Source organism: Pseudomonas rhodesiae, assembly GCF_007858255.1.
GTDB lineage: Bacteria > Pseudomonadota > Gammaproteobacteria > Pseudomonadales > Pseudomonadaceae > Aquipseudomonas > Aquipseudomonas rhodesiae.
Map to the genome: position 1 here is coordinate 25230 of NZ_VFEU01000026.1, position 23500 is coordinate 48729.

At 61.8% G+C, this 23500-nt stretch carries 20 protein-coding genes; 12 read left to right on the forward strand and 8 right to left on the reverse strand.

All coding sequences use genetic code 11. The features are described 5' to 3' along the window. The first annotated feature begins 67 nt into the window (after window positions 1–67). From FIV35_RS24480 to FIV35_RS24495, 4 genes are read left to right on the forward strand one after another with little or no spacing between them, the layout of a single operon-like run. Window positions 68–2116: a type VI secretion system Vgr family protein gene (locus tag FIV35_RS24480; protein WP_034137706.1), complete on the forward strand. Its 2049-nt coding sequence runs from the start codon at window positions 68–70 to the stop codon at window positions 2114–2116. Beyond that, window positions 2116–2952 carry a DUF4123 domain-containing protein gene (locus FIV35_RS24485; protein ID WP_034137707.1) on the forward strand — a complete coding sequence of 279 codons (837 nt, stop codon included), beginning with the start codon at window positions 2116–2118 and terminating at the stop codon, window positions 2950–2952. Before FIV35_RS24480 ends, FIV35_RS24485 begins: the two co-directional genes overlap by 1 nt. Further along, entirely contained in the window at window positions 2945–3724 is a 780-nt protein-coding gene (locus FIV35_RS24490; RefSeq protein WP_034137708.1) for a hypothetical protein, read from the forward strand. Before FIV35_RS24485 ends, FIV35_RS24490 begins: the two co-directional genes overlap by 8 nt. Before the next feature lie 14 nt (window positions 3725–3738). Next, a complete protein-coding gene (locus tag FIV35_RS24495; protein WP_083377887.1) occupies window positions 3739–5898 on the forward strand; it encodes a lipase family protein in 2160 nt (719 codons plus the stop codon). A 9-nt stretch (window positions 5899–5907) separates the two neighbouring features. On the opposite strand, the gene codA is transcribed toward FIV35_RS24495, so the two are convergent. The 6 genes from codA to FIV35_RS24525 all read right to left on the reverse strand — a co-directional run bounded on the left by codA (window position 5908) and on the right by FIV35_RS24525 (window position 12065). Then, window positions 5908–7143, reverse strand: a complete 1236-nt coding sequence (gene codA / locus FIV35_RS24500) for a cytosine deaminase (protein WP_034137710.1) — start codon at window positions 7141–7143, stop codon at window positions 5908–5910. 27 nt (window positions 7144–7170) lie between these two features. Further along, the gene (locus tag FIV35_RS24505; protein ID WP_034137711.1) at window positions 7171–8376 is read right to left on the reverse strand and encodes a PucR family transcriptional regulator; all 1206 of its coding nucleotides are present in this window, start codon (window positions 8374–8376) and stop codon (window positions 7171–7173) included. Continuing rightward, the gene (codB, locus tag FIV35_RS24510) at window positions 8373–9641 is read right to left on the reverse strand and encodes a cytosine permease (protein ID WP_034137712.1); all 1269 of its coding nucleotides are present in this window, start codon (window positions 9639–9641) and stop codon (window positions 8373–8375) included. The genes FIV35_RS24505 and codB overlap by 4 nt, the downstream gene beginning before the upstream one ends. Before the next feature lie 191 nt (window positions 9642–9832). Further along, a complete protein-coding gene (locus tag FIV35_RS24515; protein WP_034137713.1) occupies window positions 9833–10456 on the reverse strand; it encodes an NUDIX hydrolase in 624 nt (207 codons plus the stop codon). A gap of 97 nt (window positions 10457–10553) precedes the next feature. After that, the gene (gene queD, locus FIV35_RS24520; protein WP_003173033.1) at window positions 10554–10910 is read right to left on the reverse strand and encodes a 6-carboxytetrahydropterin synthase QueD; all 357 of its coding nucleotides are present in this window, start codon (window positions 10908–10910) and stop codon (window positions 10554–10556) included. A 75-nt stretch (window positions 10911–10985) separates the two neighbouring features. Continuing rightward, the gene (locus FIV35_RS24525) at window positions 10986–12065 is read right to left on the reverse strand and encodes a patatin-like phospholipase domain-containing protein (RefSeq protein ID WP_034137714.1); all 1080 of its coding nucleotides are present in this window, start codon (window positions 12063–12065) and stop codon (window positions 10986–10988) included. Window positions 12066–12258: 193 nt separating this feature from the next. On the opposite strand from FIV35_RS24525, the gene FIV35_RS24530 reads away from it, so the two are divergent. Genes FIV35_RS24530 through FIV35_RS24545 form a run of 4 tightly spaced genes read left to right on the forward strand, consistent with a single transcriptional unit; the run spans window position 12259 to window position 14856 of the window. Then, window positions 12259–12561 (forward strand): PepSY domain-containing protein, encoded by a 303-nt coding sequence (locus FIV35_RS24530; RefSeq protein ID WP_034137715.1) that lies wholly within the window; start codon window positions 12259–12261, stop codon window positions 12559–12561. Then, window positions 12561–12872 carry a PepSY domain-containing protein gene (locus tag FIV35_RS24535; RefSeq protein ID WP_034096846.1) on the forward strand — a complete coding sequence of 104 codons (312 nt, stop codon included), beginning with the start codon at window positions 12561–12563 and terminating at the stop codon, window positions 12870–12872. The genes FIV35_RS24530 and FIV35_RS24535 overlap by 1 nt, the downstream gene beginning before the upstream one ends. Next, window positions 12872–13540 carry a response regulator transcription factor gene (locus FIV35_RS24540; protein ID WP_034096847.1) on the forward strand — a complete coding sequence of 223 codons (669 nt, stop codon included), beginning with the start codon at window positions 12872–12874 and terminating at the stop codon, window positions 13538–13540. Before FIV35_RS24535 ends, FIV35_RS24540 begins: the two co-directional genes overlap by 1 nt. Continuing rightward, a complete protein-coding gene (locus FIV35_RS24545; protein WP_034096848.1) occupies window positions 13537–14856 on the forward strand; it encodes a sensor histidine kinase in 1320 nt (439 codons plus the stop codon). The genes FIV35_RS24540 and FIV35_RS24545 overlap by 4 nt, the downstream gene beginning before the upstream one ends. A 51-nt stretch (window positions 14857–14907) precedes the next feature. On the opposite strand, the gene FIV35_RS24550 is transcribed toward FIV35_RS24545, so the two are convergent. Then, entirely contained in the window at window positions 14908–17055 is a 2148-nt protein-coding gene (locus tag FIV35_RS24550; protein ID WP_034137716.1) for a methyl-accepting chemotaxis protein, read from the reverse strand. Window positions 17056–17306: 251 nt separating this feature from the next. On the opposite strand from FIV35_RS24550, the gene FIV35_RS24555 reads away from it, so the two are divergent. Both FIV35_RS24555 and FIV35_RS30465 read left to right on the forward strand, forming a co-directional pair. Continuing rightward, entirely contained in the window at window positions 17307–18626 is a 1320-nt protein-coding gene (locus FIV35_RS24555) for a Na+/H+ antiporter family protein (protein WP_162276719.1), read from the forward strand. 93 nt (window positions 18627–18719) lie between these two features. After that, window positions 18720–20399, forward strand: coding sequence for a methyl-accepting chemotaxis protein (locus tag FIV35_RS30465; protein WP_034137717.1), 1680 nt, complete (start codon window positions 18720–18722; stop codon window positions 20397–20399). Here FIV35_RS30465 and trhP read toward each other — a convergent pair whose 3' ends face one another. Further along, on the reverse strand, window positions 20400–21719 hold the full coding sequence (trhP, locus tag FIV35_RS24565) for a prephenate-dependent tRNA uridine(34) hydroxylase TrhP (protein WP_034137739.1): 1320 nt from the start codon (window positions 21717–21719) through the stop codon (window positions 20400–20402). Between the two features lie 209 nt (window positions 21720–21928). Between trhP and FIV35_RS24570 the strand changes: the two genes are divergently transcribed. Together FIV35_RS24570 and FIV35_RS24575 are read left to right on the forward strand one after the other, a co-directional pair. Then, window positions 21929–22192, forward strand: a complete 264-nt coding sequence (locus tag FIV35_RS24570) for a DUF2790 domain-containing protein (protein WP_034137718.1) — start codon at window positions 21929–21931, stop codon at window positions 22190–22192. A gap of 30 nt (window positions 22193–22222) precedes the next feature. Further along, window positions 22223–23440, forward strand: a complete 1218-nt coding sequence (locus tag FIV35_RS24575; protein ID WP_034137719.1) for a cytochrome c biogenesis protein DipZ — start codon at window positions 22223–22225, stop codon at window positions 23438–23440. Window positions 23441–23500 lie beyond the last annotated feature (60 nt).

Sequence of the window (23500 nt, forward strand, 5' to 3'; positions counted from 1 at the left end):
GTTCAGTGGCGGGGTTTCAGTCCACTGATAAATTCAGTTGGGTCATAACCAAAGCGGGTAACAACGGATGGTTAACGCGTTTGTTTCTTCAAGTTTTAAATTGATTCTCCCAGGCGTAAATACCGACTTTCAGGTGCTGGCGTTCAACGGTCAGGAGGTACTGGATCAACCGTTTTTCATTCAAGTGCAAGTGACCAGCGAAAACCCGTCGCTGGAGCTTGAGGCATTGCTGCACCAGCCCGCCTACCTGGATTTCGGCGACGCTGATCAAGGCCTGCACGGTCAGGTATACGCCGTCGGTCGCGATGACCCTGGCCGCCGATTGACCCGCTATCACCTCACCTTGGCGCCGCGTCTGGCCTGTCTGGCCCATCGCTGCGATCAACGGATTTTCCAGCAACGCAGCGTGCCCCAGATCATCGCCGCGGTGCTTGAGCATCACGGCATCCTGGCCGATGCCTACCGGTTCGAATTGGGCCCGGTGATCTATCCGCCGCGTACGTTCTGTGTGCAGTACGCGGAGACCGACCTGCATTTCATCCAGCGGCTGTGCGAGGAGGAGGGGATTCATTACCACTTCCGCCACAGCGAGCATGCCCATGTGCTGGTATTCGGTGATGACCAGACGGTGTTTCGACGTCTGCCCACGCAACATTATTCGGCCAGCGGCGGGCCCGAGGCGCCGACGCGGGTTATCCAGCGGTTCGATGTGCGCCTGTCCACCCGCAGTCGGCAAACAGTGCGGCGCGACTACGACTTTGAACATCCTTCTCTGCGCCTGCAGGACAGCGCAAGTATCGAGCCCGCGCACCGGCTTGAGGACTACCGTTATCCGGCAGGATTTACCGGCCATGTTCGCGGCGCACAACTGGCCCGTCGCGGCCTGGAGCGCCATCGCAGCGACCGGCATCGTGTCTTGGGCAGGAGTGATCAGCCGGTCCTGCGCAGTGGGCACTTTCTAGAGTTGCAGGATCATCCGGACCCGTCCTGCAACGATCTGTGGCTGATCACCTCGGTCCGTCATGAAGGCTATCAACCCCAGGTGCTGGAAGAAGCCGGCGTTGATGCCGAGCGGTTTCAGGGTTACCGCAATCGTTTCACCGCGATCCCCTGGCGTTCGACGTATCGACCTCCGCTCAAGCATCCCAAACCCACCATCAACGGCAGCCAGACCGCTACCGTGACCGGGCCGGCGGGGGAGGACGTGCATTGCGACGCCTATGGCCGGATCAAAGTGCGCTTTCACTGGGACCGTCTGGATAAGAGCGATGATAAAAGCAGCGGTTGGGTGCGGGTGGCATCGGGTTGGGCGGGCGATGGGTTCGGCGCCACGATGGTCCCACGGGTGGGCATGGAGGTGGTGGTGACCTTTCTGGAGGGCGACCCGGACCAGCCATTGATCACCGGCTGTGTGCCCAATGCGCTGCACATGCCGACCTACCCCTTGCCGCAGCACAAGACCCGCAGCGTCCTGCGCAGCCGCAGTTCCCCGGGCGGCGGCGGCTTCAATGAAGTGTTCGTGGAGGATCGGCGCGGCGATGAACTCATTTACCTGCGGGCCCAGCGGGATCTTGAGCAACGGGTCGGCCATGACAGCCGCCTGGAGGTGGCGGGCGAGCGGCATGAAACCATTCGCGGCTTGAGTTCGACTCGCCTGGAACATGAAGCGCACCAGCACATCGCCGGCGACCGTAAGGTTGTGTTGCAGGCCAATGACCACCTGCGTGTGCACGGCAGCCGCCACGTCCACGTTGGCCGAAACCTGGTCATTGAAGCGGGGCAAGAACTCCATCTCAAGGCGGGGGCCAGCCTGGTCATCGATGCGGGGGCTCAGTTGAGTCTCAAGGCTGGAGGGGAACACTTGGTGATCCAGGCCGGCGGCATTTTCAGCAGTCGTCCCATTGTGCTGGGCGGCAGCCCTGCTATCACGCGATCGGCCGCGCCATTGGCACCGGGCGAGGATATTGCAGCAGCGCCCGCCCAGGTTGACGGTGCGAAGATGTCCCCCATTCAGGGCATGATCATGAGCCTGGCCAAACAGTTGGGCGCGGACTTTTGCCCGGTGTGCACAGGCTGTGGCGAAGGTGTGTGCGGTCTCAACGGGAGGGCGGCGTGATGGATAACCTGGCTCACCATTGGATGGCTCGCCAACAGCAGGCAGGGCGGCGATTGTGCCTGATGCTGGAGGGTGCAAGCCAAGCGTGCCAGTCGCTGTTGGCGGTGCGCAGCGTGTCGCAGTACCGCAGCCTCTACGCCCAGACCTCCCTGGCGGAATTGGCCGCGACAGGGCCTGTGGTCCTGCTGCTGGATCGCGTCGGCGAGCCCGCGCTGCTCAGCCTTCTGCAAACGCCACAGATGAACTGGGGCTGGCTCGGCAGTATGGCAAGCGCGGACCTGACTGACCTGACACAGCACTGGCGCGATCGGTTGCTCATCGGGCCGCAGGGGGATCAGGCGCTGTACCGCTTTTATGACAACCGCACCCTTGCACGGGCCCTCGACCATTTGGCGCCGGAGCAGTGGCCGCCATACCTCGGTCCACTGATCAGCGTGTGCTATTGGCATGAGCAGCGCTGGCATAGCGCTGACAACCCAGCGCCCGGCGAGTACCCAGTACCCGATCCTGCGCCGTGGCTGAGCACGCCCAACCCGCAAGCCGACGCCATCCTGCACGCCAATATCCTGCGTTACCTGCTCGCCGAACACAGCGAGGACCTGGCGGCACTGTTCCAATTCCAAGACCCGCGAGTCTGGCTTTCACAGGTGCTGGAACAAGCGCGCGCTTGGCAATGGAACCGGCCGCAACAGCTGGAGTTCCTGGTGGTACGGCGCTTGGAAGAAGCCACTCGCGCCAGCAAGGTGCACTGGCCGCCCATGACCGGAGAATTACCTGAAGACCACTTTCAACGGGTGGTGAAGCAATGGCGTTCAGTGGGGAAAGCCGATGAGTAAACGAAGATGGTGCGCACTGTTGGCGCTGAGTATGAGCGGGCTCGTGGGCTGCACGATGAAACCGCTGAACAGCTTCACGCTGGAAGTGGATTTGCCGGCGGACTTTGAACTTAAAACCGCCGCCAACTACGGACCCGCGACGGGCGAAACCTGCACTCTACCCAGGCGTCGAGGTAAACGGCCCGAGCGGAAGGTTTTTTTTACCGACTACAAGCCGGTGGCCAGCCGGGTGAGCTATGAGCTGCCGTTGGGTGAAAAGGTGGAAGGGTGTCCGTTGGTGTTGCGTAGTGTGGAGTTGGGTTTTACCGCAAAGTGGGGAACGAGGAGTACGGATATCGGAATGGACAGTGGCGTCATTGGTGTACGAGATTGGTTGGAGGGAAACGTCCCGGGTATGCCTGGCTCGGGTATTCAGGAACTGCGAGGGGAATGTCACTGGTTATTTCGGACGGCAGGTTCACAGCACGCAATTATAAAAATTCTTAAATGCAACGAGTTGGATGCGAATCATCAACTGCTGCAGACGCGACCTGGAGGCATGGTTCAACGAGATCATTTAGCGGGAAGAACACTGAGGCTGGGAATGACGCTTACTGATAAGGAGCTGCCAGCGATTGGCGACAACTGGGTCGCTGTACCTGGCGGTTGGAAGCGGTGCAGAGGGGTTAACTTCGAAGATCGTTATGCTTTCTGCAATGGTGATTCCACTCACTTCAAACCTATCAAGATGCCGGATGGCCGCACGTGTGATGTGTATCCATCTTGCAATTAACCAAGGAGCTGGTCATGAGTCTGGATGCACGGAAGCAACCATTTTTTAATAACAGCAGACCTGCCTGCCCGTTGCGAGGTGACTGGGTGAGCTTTCGTTTGGTCGATGAGCTCGGAGTAGGACGCGGCTATGGCGGATTGCCCTACACATTGCACGACAGCGCAGGGCAAAGATACGAAGGCAGACTCGATGTCGACGGATTCGCCAAACTGGAAGATATGTATTGCGGCCCCGTGGTACTTCTTTTCGACACTCTCTATACCGGCGTTGATCAGCTGTATCGGCGGTTAACAGCGCGAAGCAGTTATCCGTTGCCTATTACCGAACTTCAGTTTCGGGCGGAACATACTCGATTCGCCACGCCTGATGGCAGCTGTACTGAAAATAACCCTGCTCGACAGCTGGCGACTAAGTTTTATCAAGTTGAGGTACGCGATTTAGTCCGCCACGTTGCTCATTTACCCCCGATAGCCCCTCGTACTCATCAACCGCAACGCCATGCTCTGAAAATGCTGGCTGAGCTGGGATTCGGCGCACCTGAGCCGACATTGGCGGGAGTCGTGCTGTTTCCCAACAATCACACGGTGCTGGAAGTGCGACCGCTGCGCGCTTTACGCCCAGCTCTCTCAAGTGAAGACAGCTTTAGTGCATTGAATCTGTATCAGCTGTCGTTGATCGCGGCTTTGAGTTATTGCGATTTTGGTCAGGAACCTCCTGTAAAACCCACGGATCAAGTCCATTTTCCACTGAGTCCAAGTGTCGGCAATCTATTTGCCGAACAGCTTTCCTGCTGCGTGGAAGCCTGGAAAATTGATCCAGAACAGGTACAGCGTTTTTACCCGCTTTATGAAGAGGTGCCTTATTCGCGACGGTTTGAAATCCTTCCTTTCGATCCGCAGTTGTATCCACAAAATCGTCCCGAACTCGGTAAAGAACAGGAGCACCCCGCGAGTTTGCACTTTTTTGATGACGAAAAATTCGGTACCGATACTCAAGCGTTCATTACTCATCACGACGAGGTGATCTTGATTTCCGTGCGAGGGACGTTCAGCAGCGCCGATGCAGTGAGGGACGCAAACGCCCACCAAGTGCCTTTCGCGGATGGTATCGGCAAGGCACATGAAGGTTTTTATCAGGCTTACCGTGCGATGCGCGATTTTGTGCTGAGCTATCTCAGTCAGTTTCATATAGGGCAGCGAGTGGTCATTTGCGGCCACAGCCTGGGCGGTGCTATTGCATTGCTGTTGGCAGAGGGTTTACGCCGTATTCCTGATCGCGACTACAACATCCTCCTCTACACCTACGGCGCTCCCCGCGCCGCCGATTCCGAATTCGTCGCCGGTGCATCCGCTCTGGTCCATCACCGTATCGTCAACCATAACGATCCGGTCCCCAGCGTTCCGGCGCCGTGGATGAACACTACCGCCAAACTGTGGGTTCCCGGTGCGGTCACCTTGTTCAGCGCGCCCACGCCGGGCGGGCTGTTGTTCGCGGCCGGTCTGGTACGCTTCGGTGGCAATCCTTACCAGCACCATGGCGAACAACAGCATTTCATGCCGATCACACTGCCCGACGGCACCCCGTCCTCGGTGCTGTGGAAGCCCGGTTGTGAGTCCATTCAGGAGGCCGGGGTCAACCGTGCATTGAAACTGCATGGCGACACGCCCCTGCGTGAGAATTTCTTGAGGCAACTGTTCCAAGCGAGTCAGCACTTCATGACCGCCAGCTATATCCCGGCCGCCTGGGCCACATTACGGCGTTGGCAACAGGCCTTGGACATTCAGGGTTCGCTGGTGACACAGCGCGAGTACGAGCTGGTGGATCGGGCGCTGGAAACCATGCGTCAGCAATTGCGCGACAAGCGGCGTGAGCTGGACCGCAGGCCTGTGCCGAATGGGCGCAGCCATGTCCCCGAGCACTATCATCAGGCCCTCAACGCCGAGATCGACCGCTTGCATACTAGCCGTCGACGCCTGGAGAGCCTGCGCTGGCGTCGCCTGGAGGCACGCGATGTGTACGGCAGCCATGCGCAGTCCGTGCACCTGCAAGGCTGCCTAAACCGTTGGTTCAGCCATCGTGAAAACCGCGAGTCGCCGCCAGTGGCCAGCATCCCTGCGGCGGCGCCCAGCGAGCGGGGCAGGGCACAGCCACTGGATATCGACTCGATTGTCTGAAGCGCCGGCTTACATGAACGCGACCTGGGCCGGCTGGCGCTTCATCAATACCTTGCCGTTGCGGATCGAGTAGAGCGGCAGGCCCTGGCTGCGGATTACCTCGTAGTCGCTGTCTGCCGAAAGGATCAACAAGTTGGCGGGGCGCCCGGGTTCCAAGCCGTAGCGCTCGCCCAGGGCCATCGCTTTGGCGCTGTTGTCAGTGACCAGGTCCAGAGCACTTTGCAGGTTGCGGTAGCCGAGCATGTGGCAGATATGCAGACCGGCTTCCAGCACGCGCAGGATGTTGCCGTTGCCCAGGGGGTACCAGGGGTCGACGATGGAGTCCTGGCCAAAGCACACGTTCATGCCGGCCTCCAGTAACTCGTTCACTCGGGTCACTCCCCGGCGTTTCGGAAAGCTATCGAAGCGCCCTTGTAGATGGATGCTCTCGGTGGGGCAGGAAACGAAGCTGATGCCCGAATGCCCCAGCAGGCGAAAGAGTTTGGCGCAGTAGGCATTGTCGTAGGAGCCCATGGCGGTGGTGTGGCTGGCGGTGACGCGGGCGCCCATGTCGCGGCTGCGGGCTTCTTCGGCAAGCACTTCGAGAAAACGTGAGTGCGGGTCATCGGTTTCGTCGCAGTGCACGTCCACCAGGCAGCCGGTGCGTTCGGCCAGATCCATCAGGAACTTCACCGAACTCACGCCCTGGTCGCGGGTGTATTCAAAGTGCGGAATGCCGCCGACCACATCGGCACCCAGACGGATGGCTTCCTCCATCAATTCGCGGCCGTTGGCGTAGGACTCGATGCCCTCCTGGGGAAACGCAACGATCTGCAGATCGATCAGGTGTGCGCTTTCCTCGCGCACCTGCAACATGGCCTTGAGCGCCGTGAGCTGCGGGTCGGTGACATCAACGTGGGTGCGTACATGCTGGATGCCGTGGGCGGCCAGGGCTTGGATGGTTTGGTTGGCGCGGGTGCGGGTGTCTTCCTGGGTGATCGTGGCTTTGCGTTCGCCCCAGCATTCGATGCCTTCGAACAGGGTGCCGCTCATGTTCCAGCGTGGCTCGCCGGCGGTGAGGGTGGCATCGAGGTGGATGTGCGGCTCGACAAAGGGCGGGATCACCAGGTTGCCGGCAGCGTCCAGATCATCGGCCCCCAGGGATGGCACGTTGGTTTGTGCGGTGATGCTGGCGATCCGGCCGTTTTCCAGGTGCAGATCATGCAGGCCTTCACGGTGGCGCAGGCGGGCGTTGATGATGTGCATGGGCAAGTTCCTCTTGGCTAAAAACAATCAGGCAGACAGCCGCCAGATCATCAGGGCGATACCGATGTCCAGGCGGTCATAGGCGTTGTCCAGCGTCAACCCGCACAGGGCTTCGATGCGCTGGATTCGGTGTGTCAGGGTGTTGCGATGTACGGCCAGGCGCTGGGCGGCGGCCATCAGATTACCATTCTCGTGAAACCAAGCTTCCAAGGTCGGCATCAAGCTGGGGCCGTGCTGCAAGTCGTGACGCAGCAAAGGGCCCAGGCGCTCCTTGAGAAATTGGTCGAGCAGCGCGCGATCACGCACCCCGCTGAGCAACTTGAGCACTCCCAGTTCGTCGTACACGCACAGCCCGGCGCGCTCCCGGAAGCGTCGCGCGGCGGCCAGGGCCTGACGCGCTTCATCCTGGGCCTGGGCCAGGCGGGCCGCCGGGTGCGCGGCGGCGCTCAGGCCGATAAACAATTTGAGCGGGGCCAGGCGCAGGTTCAATGGGCTCAACCACTGCGCCAGTTGATTGCGGTTGGCCAAGGCGGCCACAGCGTCCGGCGCCGGCAGCAGCAGGGTCCATTGCCCGGCGCGGCCCAGGATCGGTACGGTCGGCGACCACTGGCGCAAACGCCGACCGATCGCGTCGTGTCGCCCCGTTAGGTGCGCCTCCACCTGCGCTGCATCACCCTGGGCAAACAGCGCTTCACTGCCCTCCAACTGCAACTGCACGACCTGCCAGTGCCCCGTCAGCGGCATGCCCAATTGCGCGGCGCGGTGCAGCAAGATGTCCAGGGACTGATAATCACCGGCCAGCAAGCGCTCCAGCACATCGTGCCGCGAGCGTCCCAATTGCTCGGACTGGATCAGCGCCGAGCCAATGGCTTGGGTCACCAGCACCATCTTCAGCGAATAGGGCTGCTCGATCAGCGGCATACCGGCAGCCGCGGCGGCTTCCAGCACGCGCGGGGGGATGGCCTGGATATACGTCGGCCCGGTGAGCACCACCAGCCCGGCGACCTGGCGTTGACAGGCCTCCTCCAGCAGTTGCAGCAGGTTGGCCTCATCGCGGGGATGGTTGATACCAGTGACAAACACCAGCTCACCGCCCAGCACCCATTCGGCGATCCCGCTGTTTTCCGCCACATAGGGCCAGCGCACGGGGTTATCCAGGCCCGTCTGGCCGGCACGCAGGGTCAGGGATTCCAAGCCCGGCAGTGCCAGCACATCGGCGACGGTCAGGCTCATGCCTGGACGTCAGCCAATGGCGCACGTACCCGCAGGAGGGCGCTCAATATGATGTAGGTCAGCGACGCCGCGACAATCCCTACCAGCGGCGCTACCCACGGCGAGTTGAAGGCCAGCACAGTGCCCACCGCGTAGGCCAGGAGCCCCGGCCAGTTGAACGCGGGCAAGCGTGTTTGCGCCAGGCGTGGGTATTGACCACGGTAGCGGTAGAAGAAGTCCGCCATGATCACCCCTCCGATCGGCGGGATCACCGTGCCTAGCAGGATCAGGTACGGCACCAGCATGTCGTACATGCCCAGCAGCGCCAGCAACGTGCCGATCACCGCGCCGGCGAGGGTCACGGTCTTGCGGCGTTTGGTGCGCAGCAAATTGCAGCCGGCCACCGCGAAGTTATAGATGGTGTTGTCCTGGGTGCTCCAGATATTGAGCAGCAGCATCGCCATCGCGGCCATGGCAAAACCTTGCAACAGCAACACTTCCACCACATCCGGCTGCTGATAGACGATGGCGCCATAAGCCCCGATCAGCACCATCAGCCCATTGCCGACAAAGAAACCAATCAGGCTGGCCAGCACCGCCACCTTGGCCGAGCGGGAAAACCGCGTCCAATTGGTAGCCTGGGTCGCGCCGCTGACAAAGGTGCCGAACACCAGAGTAATGGCCGTGGACAGGTCCAGTTGACCGGTTGGCACCACCGCCAGCAACCCTTGCAGTCCGCCGACTTTCACCGTAGCCACCCACATCGACAACACCAGCAGGATGCCCATGGCCGGCACCGCGATGTACGACAGAATCTCCAGCCCGCGATAGCCCACGTAGGCGGTGGCGCAGAACACCAGGCCGAACAGCACCATCATCACCAGCACGCTGCCCTGGCTCAGTTCGAAATACTTGCCGAGCACCACGGCGGCGGTGGCGGTGCCCCAGGCGTACCAGCCGATCTGGGTAAAACCGAGGATCAGGTCGCTGAGCTTGCTACCCACCTCGCCAAAGCAGAAACGCCCCATCAACACCGAGTTCAAACCGCTCTTGAAGGCGATATAGCCCAGGCCTGCGGCGTAAATACCCAATAGCAGGTTACCGAGGGCCACGACACCGAGCATCTCGGTGAAACTGAACGCCACCCCCAATTTGCCGCCGGCAAACATGGTCGCGGTAAAAAAAGTGAAGCCCAGCAGCACCATGGCGGTGGACGCCAGGCCTTTACGTGCATGCATCGGGACTTCGCTCAAGGGGTAGTCATTGCCGGATTCTTGCTGCGTCATGTGCCTTGCTCCCTGAATGAGTGACGCAGGCCCATTGCACCACGCGTGCCAAACCGACAGCAGTGGTGGACGCACGGCGCCGGTTGTGCAGCGTGCACAATTTTGCGCGCCAAACAGGAGGGCTACGCTCAAAGCACTGTTCGCAATGCCCAGTAGGGCACGAAAGCGGTGCAGGGGTGATACAAAATGGATCAGTCGAACAAGGTCTGTGTGGTCTCGCCGCGATGAAACGCAAACGCCGCCTGCAGATCGCTTTCGATGGTGCGCCCACGGGACAACGGCGGCAGGTCGTCCAGGCTGAAAAAGCCCACCTCAGTGGTTTCGACACCGGCCACTGGCGCTGACTGATCGATGGGCTCACACAGGAAATACAATTTGTAGAAGTCCCGCACATCCGGCCGATACAAGCCTTTGGCTTTGTGCGTCACGCTGTACAGCGCCCGCGCCGTTACCGTCAGCCCGGCCTCTTCATAAATCTCCTTGATGATGTTTTCCGACGCCGACAGGCCAATATCGGCATAACCCCCCGGTAGCGCCCAGCAACCGTCGGTGGCTTCGCGCACCAGTAAAATCCGATCCACCTCGATGACGGCGCCGCGCACATCAATCATCGGTGTCGAATAGCGCTGGGCGAAATCCGGCACCAGCCCGGTGATGCGCTCCAAGGGCACATCGCCCAGCTGCGCAAGCATGCTGTGGGCGATCCGGGCGATTTCCTCCAGGCGTTCGCGCTCGAAATCATCGGTGCAAAAATGCAGCCCCGTGGACGCCAACGCTTGCAGGCGCTTGGCCTGGGCAAGCCACGTGTTCTCCATTGCATTCTCCTTGATTGCAGGCAAAAGGGCTGGCTGAAAGGGTGCAACGCCAGGCACAAAAAAACCACCGCAAGGGTGGTTTTTTTACCGCGCCGGTTTATTCGCCGCGATAGATGCAGCCGCTGGTGCAGGTTTCGTGGATACGAATCGCGCTCAGCTCAGGCAGCAACGGTTTGAGTTCATTCCAGATCCACTTGGCCAGCACTTCGCTGGTGGGGTTTTCCAGGCCGGGAATGTCGTTGAGGTAGTTGTGGTCCAGACGTTCGTAGAGCGGCTTGAAAATCGCCTTGATCTCCGAAAAGTCGCGAATCCAACCTGTATGGGGATCCAGGTCGCCACTCAGGTGGATCGCCACCTTGAACGAATGCCCATGCAGGCGCCCGCATTTATGGCCGTCCGGCACATGCGGCAGGCGGTGGGCGGACTCGAAGGTAAATTCTTTGAAGATTTCCACAGTGTTTTAAGCTCGGTCAGTATCTGGCAGGCGGCGAGTTTAACAGCTTGCTCCCTCGCCGCGCATACCGCTGGGTCACAGCGCCTGCAAGCGTTCGCCCAGGCCGGCGTTGTCGGCCAGTTGCAGAAACTCATCCCCCAGCCGCCGGCTCTCGCTCATCGCAGTTTGCCAGTACTTATGGCGGCTCGGGTCGTCGCCCATAAAGCGTTTGAAGTCGCTGCGGTCCGGCAGTTTGCCGTGGGGCAGGCGCGCCAGGTAGTCCCTTGAGGGCGCGAGCAGTAACACATCCTGTAAGCCCTGAGGGTTGCTGCGCCGCCACGGCAGGCCCTTGTCGAACCAGCCGGGGATGACCCGGTCGGTGAAGTGCGGGTACAGCACGATGTCGTCGCCGTGGTAGGGCAGGTCGAGGTGGTAGTCCAGCAGGCCGCCGTCGCGGTAGGTGCCTTGGCCCGCGCCGGGCAGGTCGCGTACGCCTTGCATCACCATGGGGATCGAGCCCGACGCCAGCAGCGCCTGGCGCAGGTTGCCCACTTCCAGTTCGAGGAAGCGCGATGGGAAGTCCTTGAGCGGATGCACCGGCGGCGGCTGGCGCGGGTCGTGGACGATCAGGCGTTCGAAGTGCCGCGACAGACGTGCGCGACCGCGCAGGTTGTCGGCAATCACCGACGACAGGCCCAGGCCCAGGCGTCCGCGATGGTCATCGGCGAGCAGGCCGTGGCTTTTGACCACCATGATGTTGAGTCGATAGTCGGGGTTGTCCAGCACCCGCGCATCGCGGCCGGCCAGCAGGTCGTCGAGCATGCGCACGCAGCTTTGGCTGACTTGGGCCATGGTCACGCCTTTGGCGAAACGTTGCGCGTTGTACAGGCGACCGAGGTCCAGCAGGCCCTGCACCGGGTCGGGCAGGCACGCGCTGGCAAAGCGCCAGGAGCCGATGGACGCGCCGATCAGCGCGCGCTGCCGTGGCGCACGCGGCAGCCAGTCGCCGAACAGCGCCAGGTCCAGGCCCTGGATGCCCAGGGCCTTAGGCCCACCGGCCGCGCCGGGAAGGATGCCGACATCCGCCGGCTTTAGGCCCTGCTCACGAATACGTGCCAACGCGCGCGTGCCGGCCTTGAGGGTCAGCGCGGGGAATTTGATGTGGATGGCTGTCATACCGATCTCTGTTGAAGCGGGGTGTAGGAGCACACATGCTCGCGAAAAACGTTAACCATACCGCGTGAATCCGGAATAAACACCGTCGTTTGTCGCGTCGGCTTGGAATTGCCATGGTGGCAATTCAGTTTCAGTTAAGTTGCAGTCGTTACCGTGTCCGGCGTAGGAAAACATTGTGTAACGGAGACTTATCATGAAGCGCCTCACAGCTCTGGTCGCCGCCGGTATCATCGCTTCCACGGCGACCCAGGCCGGAGCCGTGGACCCCGACAAACCACTGACCGTGCCTGCCACTGTTACAATTGTCGCCTTCGATCAATTGGAAGCCACCGCCCTGGCCCTGCACCCCGGTTCGACCTTACTCGACACCGACCTGGACGAGGCCTATGGCAAGTACATCTATGAAGTCGAACTGCGAGACCTCGACGGCATTGAATGGGATGTTGAATTGGACGCGCTCACCGGGCAGGTTCTCAAGAATCATCAGGATACGTAATGAAGGTAAATTTACGCGCCAGCAGCCGATGGCCGCTGGTGCTCATGGTGTTCTGCTCCAGCCTGGCGGCGCGCGACCTCAATCAAGATGAAGCCCTGGCGCTGCGGCAGCAGGGCGTGATCCTGCCGCTGGAACAGCTGTTGCAACAGGCCATGGCGCGCCATCCCGGCTCGCGCCTGCTGGAAGCCGAGCTTGAAAAAAAACACGGGCAATATGCCTATGAAGTGGAACTGGTGACCACCGACGGCGTGGTGCGCGAAATCAAGCTGGACGCCACCAGCGGCGTGCTGATCAAAGACGAGGAAGACTGATGCGCCTGCTTCTGGTGGAAGACAACGTACCCCTGGCCGATGAACTGCTGGCCGGCCTGCAGCGCCAAGGCTATGCCGTCGACTGGCTGGCCGATGGGCGCGACGCCGCATACCAGGGCCGCACCGAACCCTACGACCTGATCATCCTCGACCTCGGCCTGCCCGGTCTGCCGGGGCTTGAGGTGCTGGCGCAATGGCGCGCGGCGGCGCTGGCCACCCCGGTGCTGGTCCTTACTGCCCGCGATTCCTGGGCCGAGCGTATCGAAGGGCTCAAGGCCGGTGCCGATGACTACCTGAGTAAACCCTTTCATCCCGAAGAACTGCACCTGCGCATCCAGGCGTTGCTGCGTCGTTCCCACGGCCAGGCTAACCAACCCACCCTGCAAGCCGCCGGCCTGCACCTCGACGAGGGGCGCCAGTGCGTGCTGCGCGATGGCGAAGAGGTCCAACTGACCGCCGCCGAGTTTCGTCTGCTGCGCTATTTCATGCTGCACCCTGAGCAAATCCTGTCCAAAAGCCATCTGGCCGAGCATCTGTATGACGGCGAAACCGAGCGCGATTCCAATGTGCTGGAAGTGCACGTCAACCACCTGCGCCGCAAATTGGGCCGCAGCGTGATCGAAACCCGGCGCGGCCAGGGTTACCGGTTTGGCGCCAACCCCGCATGAGGTCGATTCAACGGCGCCTGAGCCTGGGGCTGATCAGCGTGATGGTGATCGTCGGCGTGGTGCTGGCGCAGACCAGTCTGTGGTTGTTCGAAGCCGGTCTGCAGCGATATCTGGAGGCAGGGCTGCGCAACGACACGGAAAACCTGCTGGTGGCACTGGTGCGCGGGCCCAACGGCGTACAGCTGGACGAGCATCGTCTGTCACCGGCTTACCAGCGGCCGTTTTCGGGACATTACTTTCGTATCGATTTTGCCGACACCCACTGGCGCTCTCGCTCGCTATGGGATCAGGAACTGCCGCGCCTGCCCGAGGCCGGTCTGAAGGGTAACCTGCAGCTGGGGCCTGAAGGCCAGCAACTGTTGGTGCTACGTTCGGACTACAAGCGCTTTGGTCAGTCGATTTCCATCAGCGTGGCCCAGGATTACACGCCAGTGCGCGAAAGCTTTCGCCTGATGCGTCAGATCGGTCTGGTGCTGGGCTTGGCGGCGTTGCTGCTGGTGCTGGTGCTACAACGGGTGACTGTGCGCCGCGCCTTGCGCCCGCTGGAAACCGCGCGCAACCAGATCGCCCAATTGCAGCAAGGCCAACGCTCGCAGCTCGACACTCAGGTGCCGTTGGAGCTGGAACCGCTGGTGGCGCAGATCAACCACCTGCTGGCCCACACCGAAGACAGCCTCAAGCGTTCCCGCAATGCCCTGGGCAACCTTGGCCATGCGCTGAAAACCCCATTGGCGGTATTGCTGAGCGCGGCATCCAGCGAGGCGCTCAAAGACCATCCCAAGCTGAGCGCCTTGTTGCGCGAGCAATTGGAGCAAGTGCAGCAACGCCTCAATCGTGAACTGAACCGCGCCCGTCTGGCCGGCGAAACCCTGCCCGGCGCCTTGTTCGACTGTGAACAGGAACTGCCTGGCCTGCTCGCCACCTTGAACATGATCCATGGCGAACACCTGGACCTCAGCTACCATGCCGCCCCCGGCCTGCACTTGCCTTGGGATCGCGAAGACCTGCTGGAGTTGCTGGGCAATCTGCTGGACAACGCCTGCAAATGGGCGGATGCCGAGGTGCGCCTGAGCATTGATGAAACCCCCCACAGCTATTGGCTTGCGGTGGAAGACGACGGCCCCGGCATCCCCGAAGCCCAGCGTGACCAGGTGCTCAGCCGTGGCGCGCGCCTGGATGAGCAGATCGACGGTCACGGCTTGGGCCTGGGGATCGTGCGCGATATCGCCGAGGTGTGGGGCGGGGTGTTGCGGTTGCAGGATAGCCCCTTGGGCGGTTTAAAAGTGCTGGTCGAATTACCCAAGCGCCATGCCTGACACGCGGCAAACGGGAGCAAGCTCCCGCCCACCGTGGGTGGCCTTCAAGCGTCAGACCCGGAACTGATCCATCAACCCCTGTTGTTGATTGGCCAGGCTGTTCAGCGCCTGGCTCACCCGCGCCGATTCATTGGCCTGTTCCGACAGCGATTCGGTCACATCGCGGATGGTCGCCACGTTGTGGTTGATCTCTTCGGCGACGGCGCTTTGCTCCTCCGCGGCACTGGCGATTTGCAGGTTCATATCGCTGATCACGGTGACCGCGTCGCCGATCTGGCGCAGTGCGGTGACGGCCTGGCCGACCTGTTCGACGCTGCCCTGAGCCTGGCGATAACTGCTGCCCATGGCACCAACCACGTCGGTGGTGCCGCTCTGCAAGTGCTCGATCACCAGGCGCGTTTCCTCCACCGATGCCTGGGTGCGTTGCGCCAGGTTGCGCACTTCGTCGGCCACTACTGCGAAGCCACGTCCGGCCTCACCGGCACGGGCGGCTTCAATCGCGGCATTGAGCGCCAGCAGATTGGTCTGCTCGGCGATGCCCCGGATCACTTCCAGCACCGAACCGATCTTCTCGCTGTTGGCCGAAAGGCCTTCGACCTGGGTCATGGCGGTGCTCATGTCCGCCGCCAGTTGACCAATATTGGCGGTGGTGCGGTCAATCACGTTGAGGCCATCGCGCGTCGCCTGGTCGGCCTCGCGCGCTGCCTGGGCCGCCTGTGCCGCGCTGCGGGCCACGTCCTGGGCGGTGGCGCTCATTTCATGGGAAGCAGTGGCCACCTGGTCGACCTGGCGGTACTGCTGCTCCATGCCGGCGCTGGTCTGGGTGGCGATCGCGGCCGACTGGTCGGCGGTGCCACGGGCGTCTTGTACCGAGCGTTTGACCTCGGCAATGATCGGCTGCAGTTTGTCGAGGAAACGGTTGAACCAGCCGGCCAGTTGCCCCAGTTCATCGCGTTTGTCATAGGCCAGGCGCCGCGTCAGGTCGCCTTCGCCGCTGGCGATGTCTTCGAGCATGTGCGCCACCCCCAGGATCGGCCGGGTCACGCTGCGCGCCATCAGCCATACCAGAATCAGGCCGATCACCGCTGCCAGCAGGCCCAGGCTCAGTTCGAGCAGGGTGCCGCGCGTGTTGTCCGCATCCATTTGCGCCTTGAGGGCCTCGGCGGGACCTACCAGGACTTTTTCCGGCACGTCCAGCAATACGCCCCAGGGCTTGCCGTCGGGAATCGGTGCGAACGGCGCCAGCACTTTGAGTTGATGCTCGGTGCGCAGGCTGCTGATGCCGGTGCTGCCGGCCAGGGCGCCGATCAGTTGAGCGCCGCTGCGGCGGTCGACCTGGTCCAAACGCTGGCTGAGTTTGCTGGCGTCCGCGCTGTAGCCGGCGAGCAGGCCGGTGGGGCTGAGGATGCTGACCTGTGTCTGGCCGTCGTACAGCTTGGCGCTGGCCTGTTGGCTCACGGCCTGCAAACTGTTGAGGTTGATGTCCACCGACAGCGACGCGATGACTTTGCCGTTGGCCATCAACGGAAACACGATGCTGGTCATCAGCACGTTCTGGCCGTTGATCACATAAAAGTAGGGTTCGATCACGCAAGGCTTGAGGGTGCTGCGCGGGCAGGTGAACCAGGCGTTGGCCTTTTCGCCACTGGGGCCGACGGTGGTGTCGGTCATGTCGCTTTCCGGCAATGCCATGGAGGTCAACTGGCCGGGTGTCGGCTGCGACCAATACAGGGCGAAGCGGCCCTTGTCGTTGCTGCCCAGCTCGGTTTGGCCGGCGAACAACTCATCCTTGCCGTCCAGCGCATTGGCTTCGAACACCAGGGACAGGCCCAACAGGTCCGGGTTGGCCTGCAACGCGGCTCTGACCTGGCGGGTCAGGTCTTCGCGGGTGTCGAAGGCGTCCAGAAAGCGCTTCTCCGCCTGCTCGCGCAAGAACAGCACCTGGCGGGCAAAGCCATGGCCATATTGATAAGCGTCCATGAATTGCCGACGGATACCCAGCGCCTGCACCTCGCCCTGGGCCTCGATACGTGCCTGGGCGGCTTCATTGAGCATCTGCATGCTGGAGGCTTTGACCTGCTCGGAACTCTGCGCCATGCGGTACAGCGACAAACCCACCAGCAGGCTCACGATTCCCAGCAGGCAGAGGCCGGCGAGCAGGGTGATTTTCCATTGAATGGAGAGTTGTCTGAGCGACATCGGACATCCTTACCTGAAAACACAAAGAGCCCGTTTATCGGCCGCAGAAAGATTTTCTTTATTCAAACGATCAATTTAAACCTGCCGGAGCGGCGCGTCCCTCGGCAGCGGCTTTTGACATAGGGCCGCGCCTGCTGCAAAGTGCCCGCCCTCTAATAAGACCTCCTTGAAGCCTGCACACTGGCCGCCCTCCGATGGGCCGCTGGGGCGCGGGCATGCCTGTTTTTCTGTTTCTGCTTGAGGTAACCATGATTAACGCAGTCATCGCCGCGGTCGGCACCATGCTGGTGCTTAGCCTGTCCCGCGTGCATGTGGTCATCGCCATCATTGTCGGCGCCCTGGTGGGCGGTCTCACCGGCGGCCTGGGGATCGAAGCCACCCTCAGCGCCTTCAACGGCGGCCTCGGTGGGGGCGCGACGGTGGCGTTGTCCTACGCCTTGCTCGGTGCATTCGCGGTGGCCATCGCCAAGTCCGGCCTGGCCCATGCCCTGGCCGACAAGGCCCTGCTGTTAGTGGACCGTCAGGACGCCACTGGCGGCAGTCATGTCAAATGGCTGCTGATCGGTCTGTTGTGGGTAGTGGCGATTGCATCGCAAAACATCCTGCCGATTCACATTGCGTTTATCCCGCTGCTGGTGCCGCCGCTGCTGTATGTGCTGACCAAGCTGCAATTGGATCGGCGCTTGATCGCCTGTGTGATGACCTTCGGCCTGATCACGCCGTACATGTTCCTGCCGGTGGGCTTCGGCAATATCTTCCTCAACCAGATCCTGTTGGCCAACGTGGCCAAGAGCGGCGTGGACGTCAGCCAGGTCAACGTGACTCACGCCATGGGCCTGCCGGCGCTGGGCATGGTGGTTGGCCTGCTGGTGGCGGTGTTTATCAGCTACCGCAAAAAGCGCGTGTACGACCTGGCGAAAATCGAGCGGGTCGAGCAGGTGGCGGTGCAGTACAACCCGCTGACCCTGCTGGTGGCCGGCGTGGCGATTGCCTCGGCGTTCATCATTCAGCTGTGGCTGGATTCGATGATCATCGGTGCGCTGGCCGGGTTCCTGATCTTCTCGGCCTCGGGCATCGTGCGCTGGCGCGAGACCGACGACCTGTTCACCGAAGGCATGAAGATGATGGCGATGATCGGCTTCATCATGATCGCCGCCTCGGGGTTCGCCGAAGTGCTCAAGGCCACTGGGGACGTGCGTTCGCTGGTGGAAACTTCGGCTGCGTTCATCGGCCATAGCCGTGGGGTCGGCGCGCTGCTGATGTTGCTGGTGGGCCTACTGGTGACCATGGGCATTGGTTCGTCGTTTTCCACGGTGCCGATCCTGGCCGCGATCTTCGTGCCGTTGTGCGTGCAGTTGGGCTTCAGTCCGCTGGCCATTGTGTGCATCGTTGGCACGGCGGGGGCCCTGGGCGATGCTGGCTCGCCTGCGTCGGACTCCACCCTCGGTCCGACTTCCGGCCTGAATATCGACGGTCAGCACCACCACATCTGGGACACCGTGGTGCCGACATTCTTGCATTACAACCTGCCGTTGCTGGCCTTTGGCTGGTTGGCGGCCATGACCCTTTGACCCCTGTTTCTGTAGGAAAGATTGGGTTCGCTCCTACAGAACACCTACCATCGGCCGATACCCTCTCAAGTCGCTTAATAAGAGAGAAAAGCCATGCGTCTGAGTCTGAAGGCCAAAGTCCTGTCCCTCGCCGTCGTGCCGGTGTTGCTGTTCGCGCTGGTCATCAGCCTCACCACGGTGTGGATTCTTCAGGGCCAGGCGCGCAGCGAGGTGGATGAAACCCGCCAGCGCCTGCTCAATAACGCCAAGGCCACGCTGCAAGGTTATGTGGAAGTGGCCATGAGCACCATTAAGCCGCTCTACGACGCCGCCGCGCCCGGCGATACGGCGGCGCGTGCCGAGGTGGTCAAGCTGCTGTCCAACATCAGCTACGGCAAGGACGGTTACTTCTTCGGCTACGACTCCGAGACCATCCGCCTGTTCAAGGGCAATAGCCCCGACGGCGTGGGCAAGAGTTTCAAAGACAACCGCGACCCCAATGGCGTCTACGTCAACCGCGACCTGGTCAAGGTCGGCAAGGACGGTAGCCATTACCTGCAATACAGCTCGACCCAGCCGGGGCAGACCGAACTGGTGCCCAAGCTTGGCTACACCGATTACCTGCCCAAGTGGGATATGGTCATCGGTACCTCGGTCAACCTCGACGGCATCGAAGCCCAGGTGGCGGTGGTCGAGGCCAAGGTCAAAGCGCGCATGGAAGGTGTGTTGCTGAGTATCCTCGGCGTGGCCGTGGTGGTGTTGCTGGTGATCGCCGCTGCGGGCATGGTGCTGGCCAATACCATTTTGCGTCCGTTGCATTTGATGAAAGCCAACCTCGACGATATTGCCGCCGGCGAGGGTGACCTGACTCGGCGCCTGGCCATCACCAGCCAGGACGAGTTGGGCGAGCTGGCCGGCGCGTTCAACCGGTTTGTCGACAAGATCCACGGCCTGGTGCGCCAGATCACCGAAATGACCGCACAGCTCACCGGCCTGGTGGGCCAGGTGTCCGACCAGGCCCACCGCTCGGAACAGGCCATGGAACGGCAGCGCCACGAGACGGACCAGGTCGCCACCGCCATCAATCAAATGTCGTCCGCCGCCCAGGAAGTGGCGCGCAGTGCCCAGGGCGCCTCGGTGGCCGCGCAGCAGACCGACGCCGAAGGCCAGGCCGCCAAGCGCGTGGTGGACGGCAGCATCGCGCAGATCCACGCGTTGGTGAACGACATCCGCAGCAGCGGCGTGTCCCTCGACAGCCTGCAACAGGATGTGACGTCGATTGTCAGCGTGTTGAGTGTGATCCGCTCGATTGCCGAGCAGACCAACCTGTTGGCCCTTAACGCCGCCATCGAGGCCGCGCGGGCCGGGGAGGCCGGTCGTGGCTTTGCGGTGGTGGCCGACGAAGTGCGCGCCCTGGCCAGCCGCACCCAGACCAGCACCCAAGAAATCCAGGGCATGATCGACCGCCTGCAAACCGGCACCGAAGCCGCCGTGGAAGCCATGCGCCGTTCCAGCGAGGCCGGCGATGGCACCTCGGCCCAGGCCAACCAGGCCGGAGCGTCGCTGGACACCATGGCCCAGCTGATTGCCACCATCAATTCAATGAACGCCCAGATCGCCAGCGCCGCCGAAGAACAAACCGCCGTGGCCGAAGAGATCAACCGCAGCGTGCATCAGATTGCCTCGGCGGTGGACAGCGTGGCCGATGAAACCCAACTGGGGGCCCAGACGTCGCGCAGCCTGGCGGACCTGGGCCAGCGCCTGGGGCAACTGGTCGGTCAGTTCAGGATCTGATCAAACGTCGCGCATCAACAAGCCAAAGCGCAAATCCATCTCAACGGGCAGCGGGATATACACCGTGTGCCCGTCCCCCGGCGCTACGTCGATGGCTTCGTCCTTGGCGTTGCGCAGGCTGGCCAAGTCGAAGTGAAAATTGCCGGTGGGCGTCATCAATTCCAGGTGATTGCCCACGGCGAAGCGGTTCTTGACCTTGACCTCGGCCAGCTCGCCCCGGCGTTCGCCGGTCAGTTCGCCGACAAACTGCTGGCGCTCGGAGACGGAGCTGCCGTTCTGGTAGTTCTGGTACTCATCGTGGACGTGCCGGCGCAGGAAACCTTCGGTGTAGCCGCGCTGGGCCAAAGAGTCGAGGTCGGTCATCAGGTTGCGGTCGAACGCGCGACCGGCCACCGCATCGTCGATGGCGCGGCGATACACCTGGGTGGTGCGCGCGCAATAGAAGTGCGACTTGGTGCGGCCTTCGATCTTCAGCGAGTGCACGCCCATATGGGTCAGGCGCTCCACATGCTGTACGGCGCGTAGGTCCTTGGCGTTCATGATGTAGGTGCCGTGCTCGTCCTCGAACGCAGGCATCTGCTCGTTGGGGCGGTTGGCTTCCTGTAACAGAAACACCTGATCGGTGGGCGCACCGATACCCAGGGTCGGTTCCGGCGCGTATTGCTGCACGATCTCGCCGGTGGCGTTTTCCACCGCCGGAGTGGCCTGGTACTTCCAGCGGCAGGCATTGGTGCAGGTGCCCTGGTTGGCGTCGCGCTTATTCATATAGCCCGAGAGCAGGCAGCGCCCGGAATACGCCATGCACAGGGCGCCGTGTACAAACACTTCCAGCTCCATGGCCGGCACCTGCTCACGGATTTCGCCGATCTCCTCCAGCGACAATTCCCGCGACAGAATCACCCGGCAGATCCCTTGCTGCTGCCAGAACTCCACGCTCGCCCAGTTCACCGTATTGGCCTGCACCGACAAGTGAATCGGCATCTGCGGGAAGTGTCGGCGCACCAGCATGATCAGCCCTGGATCGGACATGATCAGCGCATCCGGACCCATGGCGATCACCGGTGCCAGGTCCTTGAGGAAGGTCTTGAGCTTGGCGTTGTGCGGCGCGATGTTCACCACCACATAGAAGCGCTTGCCCTGGGCATGCGCTTCCTGGATACCGAGGGCCAGGTTGGCGTGATCGAACTCGTTATTGCGCACCCGCAGGCTGTAACGCGGTTGGCCGGCGTACACCGCATCGGCGCCGTAGGCGAAGGCGTAGCGCATGTTTTTCAGGGTGCCGGCGGGAGCGAGCAGTTCGGGGGCGATAACAGTGGGCATGGCGTAGGGTCGCAAAAAGGCGCGAGGGTAGTGCAGGGCGGGCGCGGGGTTATTGATCCAGGTCATTTTTGTATCGCTGTGTATCCCCAGTTGCTGTGGATACACCCCGATTGATACGCAGCGATTTGCGACACAGGCGCGATACCTGCGGCCTTTCTAATCGGTTCCAACGAGGCACACCGCCTCGCCTCAACCGGGAGCCTATCGCCATGAACACCAAAGCCCTCTATGCCGGCTGCCTGTTCGCCGCGCTCAATATCTGCACCTTGTCAGCGCGCGCTGAAGCCAGTGCCAATCAGCAGACCTACACCTACGGCACGCACTTGGATATCCGCAAAGTACTGTCGATCACTGAAGACGCCGGGCCGACATGCGGCGTGGTGGGTGCGCGGATGACCTACCTCGATTCCAACGGCATCACACAGGTCCTGAACTACCAGAAAGTGTCCGACGCCTGCATCGGCGACAACTGAGTCCGCCATGCGCGACCCAAGGTGAACATCATGCTATTGATCGCATTCCTGGGCGGCATTCTGACCGTCCTCAGTCCTTGTATCCTGCCGGTGGTACCGTTTTTGTTCGCCGGTGTCGACCGCACGCGTCGCTCAATCCTGCTGACCCTCGGCGGCATGGCACTGACCTTCGCGCTGATCGCCAGCCTGGCGGTGGTCAGCAGCGAATGGGTGGTGCGCACCAACGCCACCGGCCGGCATGTGGCGTTGATCGTGATGGTGCTGTTTGCGCTGTCGTTGATCTCCGCGCGGATCGGTGGCTGGTTGGCGCGCCCCTTCGTACTGCTGGGCAATCGCATTGATCCCGACAGTCGGGCGCTGTCGGGACCGCTCAAGTCGCTGCTGATCGGGGTCGCCACGGGCTTGTTGTGGGCGCCGTGCGCCGGGCCGATCCTTGGGGTGATCCTGACCGGTGCAATGCTGCAGGGCGCCAATGCGCAGACCAGTTTGTTGCTGCTGGCTTATGGCTTGGGCAGCGCGCTGTCCCTGGGCACACTGATCTTCGCCGGACGTAGCCTGGTAAACCGGCTCAAAGCATCGATTCCGCTTACCGGTTGGCTGCGGCGGTGCGCTGGGGTGGCGGTATTGGCGGCTGCGGTGCTGATAACTACCGGGGCCGACCGAACCCTGCTGGCCCGCACGTCTTCCGAGGGCGTCAGTCGCCTGGAGAGCGGCGTGCTGGAAAACGTGCCCAAGGTGGTCGATTACCTGGTAAGCAAGGTCAAGGCCGCGCCGCTGGCCGATAGCGATCAAGGTGCGATGCCGTCGTTGTCCGGCGCCGTTGAATGGCTCAACTCGCCGGAACTGACCGCGCAGGCGCTCAAAGGCAAAGTGGTGCTGGTGGATTTCTGGACCTATGACTGCATCAACTGCCAGCACGCCCTGCCGTATGTCAAAGCGTGGGCTGAGAAATACGCCAAGGACGGCTTGGTGGTGATCGGTGTCCATACACCGGAATACGGGTACGAGCGCATCATCGACAACGTGAAGGCCCAAGTGCGCAAACTGGGAATCGCCTACCCGGTGGCCATCGACAATAACTACGCGATCTGGCGCAACTTCGACAATCAGTACTGGCCCGCCCATTACCTGATCGATGCCAAGGGCCGCATACGCTACAGCCACTTCGGCGAAGGACGCTACGAAGCTCAGGAACGGATGATTCGGGAATTGTTGGACGAGGCCAAGGCAGGCGTTTCGCCCCCATGAAGAGGGCGGTTTGCGGGGGTGCGATAAATAAGGGCACTCCCAGGTTTCGTCGCGGACTAA

What these genes read in the sequence shown, in the direction of transcription:
- FIV35_RS24540 (WP_034096847.1), top strand. Translation starts at nt 12,872, where the DNA reads ATGCGCCTGCTTCTGGTGGAAGACAACGTACCCCTGGCCGATGAACTG.
- FIV35_RS24495 (WP_083377887.1), top strand. Translation starts at nt 3,739, where the DNA reads ATGAGTCTGGATGCACGGAAGCAACCATTTTTTAATAACAGCAGACCT.
- codB (WP_034137712.1), bottom strand. Translation starts at nt 9,641, where the DNA reads ATGACGCAGCAAGAATCCGGCAATGACTACCCCTTGAGCGAAGTCCCG.
- trhP (WP_034137739.1), bottom strand. Translation starts at nt 21,719, where the DNA reads ATGCCCACTGTTATCGCCCCCGAACTGCTCGCTCCCGCCGGCACCCTG.
- codA (WP_034137710.1), bottom strand. Translation starts at nt 7,143, where the DNA reads ATGCACATCATCAACGCCCGCCTGCGCCACCGTGAAGGCCTGCATGAT.
- FIV35_RS24530 (WP_034137715.1), top strand. Translation starts at nt 12,259, where the DNA reads ATGAAGCGCCTCACAGCTCTGGTCGCCGCCGGTATCATCGCTTCCACG.
- FIV35_RS24570 (WP_034137718.1), top strand. Translation starts at nt 21,929, where the DNA reads ATGAACACCAAAGCCCTCTATGCCGGCTGCCTGTTCGCCGCGCTCAAT.
- FIV35_RS24525 (WP_034137714.1), bottom strand. Translation starts at nt 12,065, where the DNA reads ATGACAGCCATCCACATCAAATTCCCCGCGCTGACCCTCAAGGCCGGC.
- FIV35_RS24515 (WP_034137713.1), bottom strand. Translation starts at nt 10,456, where the DNA reads ATGGAGAACACGTGGCTTGCCCAGGCCAAGCGCCTGCAAGCGTTGGCG.
- FIV35_RS24485 (WP_034137707.1), top strand. Translation starts at nt 2,116, where the DNA reads ATGGATAACCTGGCTCACCATTGGATGGCTCGCCAACAGCAGGCAGGG.
- FIV35_RS24490 (WP_034137708.1), top strand. Translation starts at nt 2,945, where the DNA reads ATGAGTAAACGAAGATGGTGCGCACTGTTGGCGCTGAGTATGAGCGGG.
- FIV35_RS24505 (WP_034137711.1), bottom strand. Translation starts at nt 8,376, where the DNA reads ATGAGCCTGACCGTCGCCGATGTGCTGGCACTGCCGGGCTTGGAATCC.
- FIV35_RS30465 (WP_034137717.1), top strand. Translation starts at nt 18,720, where the DNA reads ATGCGTCTGAGTCTGAAGGCCAAAGTCCTGTCCCTCGCCGTCGTGCCG.
- FIV35_RS24550 (WP_034137716.1), bottom strand. Translation starts at nt 17,055, where the DNA reads ATGTCGCTCAGACAACTCTCCATTCAATGGAAAATCACCCTGCTCGCC.
- FIV35_RS24480 (WP_034137706.1), top strand. Translation starts at nt 68, where the DNA reads ATGGTTAACGCGTTTGTTTCTTCAAGTTTTAAATTGATTCTCCCAGGC.
- FIV35_RS24575 (WP_034137719.1), top strand. Translation starts at nt 22,223, where the DNA reads ATGCTATTGATCGCATTCCTGGGCGGCATTCTGACCGTCCTCAGTCCT.
- FIV35_RS24535 (WP_034096846.1), top strand. Translation starts at nt 12,561, where the DNA reads ATGAAGGTAAATTTACGCGCCAGCAGCCGATGGCCGCTGGTGCTCATG.
- FIV35_RS24545 (WP_034096848.1), top strand. Translation starts at nt 13,537, where the DNA reads ATGAGGTCGATTCAACGGCGCCTGAGCCTGGGGCTGATCAGCGTGATG.